This window comes from Streptomyces sp. NRRL WC-3549, from assembly GCF_000721935.1.
GTDB lineage: Bacteria > Actinomycetota > Actinomycetes > Streptomycetales > Streptomycetaceae > Streptomyces.
This window is the reverse complement of the sequence record NZ_KL585414.1, coordinates 236,624-240,726: the sequence shown is the minus strand read 5'-3', so window position 1 is coordinate 240,726 and position 4,103 is coordinate 236,624. Positions and strand designations below refer to the sequence as shown.

The following is a 4,103-nucleotide window of genomic DNA, read 5'->3' as shown; positions in this document are numbered from 1 at the left end:
CCCTGCCCGTGCCGCCGCTCACGGACCACGCCGTACGCGTCGACAGGCCGGGCACGGTCAGGCACGAACCCACCCGGGTCCTCGGCGGTCTGCTGGAGGACGTGATGGCGGCCACCGCCGAGCGCAGGGACTTCCGTGTCGTCGGCCCCGACGAGACCGCGTCGAACCGCCTGGACGCGCTGTACGAGGCCACCGGCAAGGCCTGGCAGGCCGAGGTGCTGCCCACCGACGCACACCTCTCCCGCGACGGCCGGGTGATGGAGGTGCTCTCCGAGCACCTGTGCCAGGGCTGGTTGGAGGGGTACCTGCTGACCGGACGGCACGGCCTGTTCTCCTCGTACGAGGCGTTCGCCCACATCGTCGACTCGATGGTCAACCAGCACATCAAGTGGCTGCGCACCTCGCGGCGGCTGACCTGGCGCCGCCCCATCGCCTCCCTGAACTACCTGCTCACCTCGCACGTCTGGCGCCAGGACCACAACGGCTTCTCGCACCAGGACCCCGGCTTCGTGGACCACGTCCTCAACAAGTCGCCCGAGGTGGTCCGCGTCTACCTTCCGCCGGACGCCAACACGCTGCTCTGCACCGTCGACCACGTCCTCGCCAGCCGCGACTACGTCAACGTGGTCGTCGCCGGCAAGCAGCCCGGCTTCGACTGGCTCACCCTCGACCAGGCGCGTGCCCACTGCGCACGCGGCGTGGGCGTGTGGGAGTGGGCCGGCACCGAGGACGGCAGCCGGGAGCCCGATGTCGTACTGGCCTGCGCCGGGGACGTCCCCACCCTGGAGGTCATGGCCGCGGCCGGCCTGCTCCGCCGCCATCTGCCGGAACTCGCCGTGCGGGTGGTCAACGTGGTGGACATGGCCCGGCTGCTGCCGCGGGAGGAGCACCCGCACGGGATGCCGGACGCGGAGTACGACGCCCTCTTCACCCGCGACAAGCCGGTGATCTTCGCCTACCACGGTTATCCGTGGCTGGTGCACCGGCTCGCCTACCGGCGGGCCGGCCACGCTCACCTGCACGTACGGGGCTACAAGGAGGAAGGCACCACCACGACGCCCTTCGACATGGTGCTCCGCAACGACCTGGACCGCTACCGGCTGGTCATGGACGTGATCGACCGGGTGCCCGGCCTCGGCGTCCGCGCCGTCGCCGTCCGCCAGGCGATGGCGGACGTGCGCAGCCGGCACCACGACTGGATCCGGGAGCACGGCACCGACCTGCCCGAGGTGGCCGACTGGACCTGGGACGGCTGACCGTCCCGGGAACGCCTCGGCCGGCCCGCGGGTGCGCGGGCCGGCCGAGGCGTTCCCGGCCCCCCCACACGGGGTGGGCGCCGGCAAAAGCCCTCAGAAGCGCAGGACGGCGGCGAGGTGCCCGTGGTCGGCGAGGGCGTCGTCGGCGACGAACGCGACCTCCCCGCCGTTGTCCAGGACCGTCTCGATGAGCTCGTCCACGATGTCCTCGCGGATCCCCTGGTCCCCGGGCTCGACGTCCGCCGGGTCCACCGCCTCCAGGTGCTCGTCGGTGACCCTGACCGTCCGCTGGAAGTGCTCCTCGACCGCGACGAGGGCGACACGGCCCTCCCGGGCGGCCGCCCACACCTCGTCGAGACCGCCGGCGAAGGACTTGGCGCCACGGGCGGTGTCGAGCCGGTCCAGGGCGGCGGCGACACGCTGCTCGCGCCAGTCGTCCAGCGCGGGCCGGAGCTCCCTGGCCAGCTCGGTCGTGGTCGTCTCCGCCGTCGTCCCCTTGGCGACCTTGCAGGCGGCCGACTTAGCGCCCTCGCCGACGTCCTCGAACAGGGAGAGGGCCTGGGGCAGGCCGATGAGGAACAGCGGCCGTGGCTCCGCGGCCAGCACACCGCGCAGCTTCTCGTCGACCGTCCGGAAGAAGTTGCGCGTGTCCTCGTCGGTGTAGATGCTCGGCGAGTCGCCGCTCCGGGCCTGGCGCTCCGGGTCGAAGTTGACGTGCCGGGGGCGCAGCGGGAAGCCGCGGCCGTCCTCCTCACGCAGCCCCTCGTTCGTGCCGGACCAGAGCGTCGCGTGCTCGGCGGAGAAGCTCAGTACCCAGAACAGCTGGGCCCCCGCCTTGGCCGCGACCAGGTTGCGCGTGAGGTAGGAGTCGCTCAGGACGACGCGCTCGGGAGCGGTGCGCGGCAGCTGCCAGATCTGGTACTCGTCCGCGTCGGCCAGGACGACCAGGGACTCCAGGGCACGGCGCTGGTCGACGTCGGCGGCCGCGCGCTCCAGCTGTGCCTTCACGGCGTCCCGCGCCTCGCGGCTCACCCGGGGGTCGGCGTCCAGCCGGCTGCCGGCCTCCGTGACGAGATTGCGCAGCCGTACGGCGTCCTGGGTGTTGTCCGGCGCCTTGCGGTGGGTCGGCATCGTCAGGGAAACGGCCGGGTAGGGCCTGGTCGCCCGAAGGTTCTGCAAGGTACCGGCGGTCAGGGCGTCCGTATCCATCGTTCCCTCCCGGAGGGCTCGGGGTCGGCGGTACTGAGCCCGCCCCAGGGGTGAGGAGCGGTGGCTCAACGATCAATTCATACCGTTTCCACCCAGTGTGAGCGAATCGCGGCCGACCCGGGTCCGTGGGGGTCCGGCGCCCCCGCCGGACCCGGGCCGGGGTGCGCGGCGGCTACCAGATCGCCTCGACCCATTCGGGGTGGTCGATGAACGGGTTCCGGTTGTGCTGGAACTGCTCGAATATGACGTCGTTGCGCTTCCGCTCGAAGCTGTCCGGCGGGTCCTGCCGGCTCCACTCCTTCAGGACGGAGAGCCGGCCGATGTTCGGGGCCGATCCGTTGCCCACCCTGTCGTTGGGTTCCAGGTCGGCGAAGGCGTCGTCGCCCTCGTACCGCACCGCCATGTAGAGGATCATCCGGGCGACGTCGCCCTTGACCGCGTCGCGCGGTTCGAAGGAGTCGCCGTCGGTGTAGTTGCCCGGGGCGCCCGGCACGGCGCTGCCGCCGTTGTCGAAGTCCTTGTTGCCGCGGACGGAGTTGACCTGGACGTCCTCGGGGCGCAGGTGGTGGATGTCGGTGCCGGGGCCGGTGGAGGTGCCGAAGCCGCCGTGCGACTTGGCCCAGACGTGCTCACGGTTCCAGTCCCCGGTGCTGCCCCCGTTCTCGTTCTTCGGCTGTGAGCGGCCGGTGTACAGCAGGATCACGTTGGAGGAGTCGGCCGGGTCCTCGTCGGTGGCCTTGAGGGCGTCCCAGACCTGGGCGTAGGTGAGCTCGGTCTGGTCGCTGACGATGGTGTGCAGCGAACTCTTCAGGGCGGTACCGGTCTTGCCGACGGCGTCCTGGTAGTAGGTGTCGTCGAGGGCGGAGGCGGAGGCCGCGGTGGCGGGTGCGGTGCCGGCTGCGAGGCCGGTGAGTACGGCGATCGATGTGGCGGTGGCCAGTAGTGGACGCGCGTAGAAACGGCGACGGACGGACATGTGGGGGTGTCCTCTCCCGAGCGGGGGACCACTCCGCCGCCACCGGGGTGCGTGGGGGAGCGGTACCGGGTGGCGGTGGATCTCTGGTCAGCCGGGAGCCTCGCACACGCCGGGTGGGTGCCGGGTGAACGTTGCGTATTCATCATGTGCAAGTCAAGTGACGCCCGGCCTTCGGGTTCTCCGCCTCGGATGCGGGGCCGTCGGTCGGGAGCGAGAATTGCCGCAAGGACGAGGAGGCGGTATGAGCGAAGAGTCCGAATCCCTATCCGCACCCGCGCCGGACGCGCGGGAGGTGACCCCGGACCGTCTGCTGCACACCGGCGGCGACGGACAGACCAGCGCCGAGGACCTGGTCCTCGCCTCCGGGCGGGACCTGACCCCGGAGAACCTGGAATGGGCCGAGCGCAGACTGGCCGAGGAGGGCCGGTCGGCCATCGACAAGCGGCTTCCTTGACGAGAGCCGGGGCGGGGAGCGTGCGGAGCGCTCCCCGCCCCTCGGCTAGCCTGAACGCGATATGAACCGTTTGACGACGTCACAAGGCGTGTTCGAGCTCGCCCGTTATCCCGAGGACCCCCGCGACCGGCTCCGTGCCTGGGACGCGGCCGACGAGTACCTGCTGCGACGGCTGGAGGGCACCGAGGACGGCGAGCCGGCGCCGGAG

At 71.5% G+C, this 4,103-nt stretch carries 3 protein-coding genes and 2 pseudogenes; 3 read left to right on the top strand and 2 right to left on the bottom strand.

What is annotated here, in order from left to right; translation table 11 throughout:
- Window positions 1-1,256 (top strand): annotated as a pseudogene (locus tag IH13_RS0122405) (phosphoketolase); the annotation flags it as partial.
- Between the two features lie 93 nt (window positions 1,257-1,349).
- Here the strand turns inward: IH13_RS0122405 and IH13_RS0122400 are convergent.
- Both IH13_RS0122400 and IH13_RS0122395 read right to left on the bottom strand, forming a co-directional pair.
- Window positions 1,350-2,465: a baeRF3 domain-containing protein gene (locus IH13_RS0122400; RefSeq protein ID WP_031087159.1), complete on the bottom strand. Its 1,116-nt coding sequence runs from the start codon at window positions 2,463-2,465 to the stop codon at window positions 1,350-1,352.
- Between the two features lie 172 nt (window positions 2,466-2,637).
- Entirely contained in the window at window positions 2,638-3,441 is an 804-nt protein-coding gene (locus IH13_RS0122395) for an endonuclease I family protein (RefSeq protein ID WP_031087157.1), read from the bottom strand.
- 241 nt (window positions 3,442-3,682) lie between these two features.
- Between IH13_RS0122395 and IH13_RS0122390 the strand changes: the two genes are divergently transcribed.
- A complete protein-coding gene (locus tag IH13_RS0122390) occupies window positions 3,683-3,895 on the top strand; it encodes a hypothetical protein (protein WP_031087155.1) in 213 nt (70 codons plus the stop codon).
- 61 nt (window positions 3,896-3,956) lie between these two features.
- A pseudogene (locus IH13_RS42640) lies at window positions 3,957-4,103 on the top strand (50S rRNA methyltransferase); the annotation flags it as partial.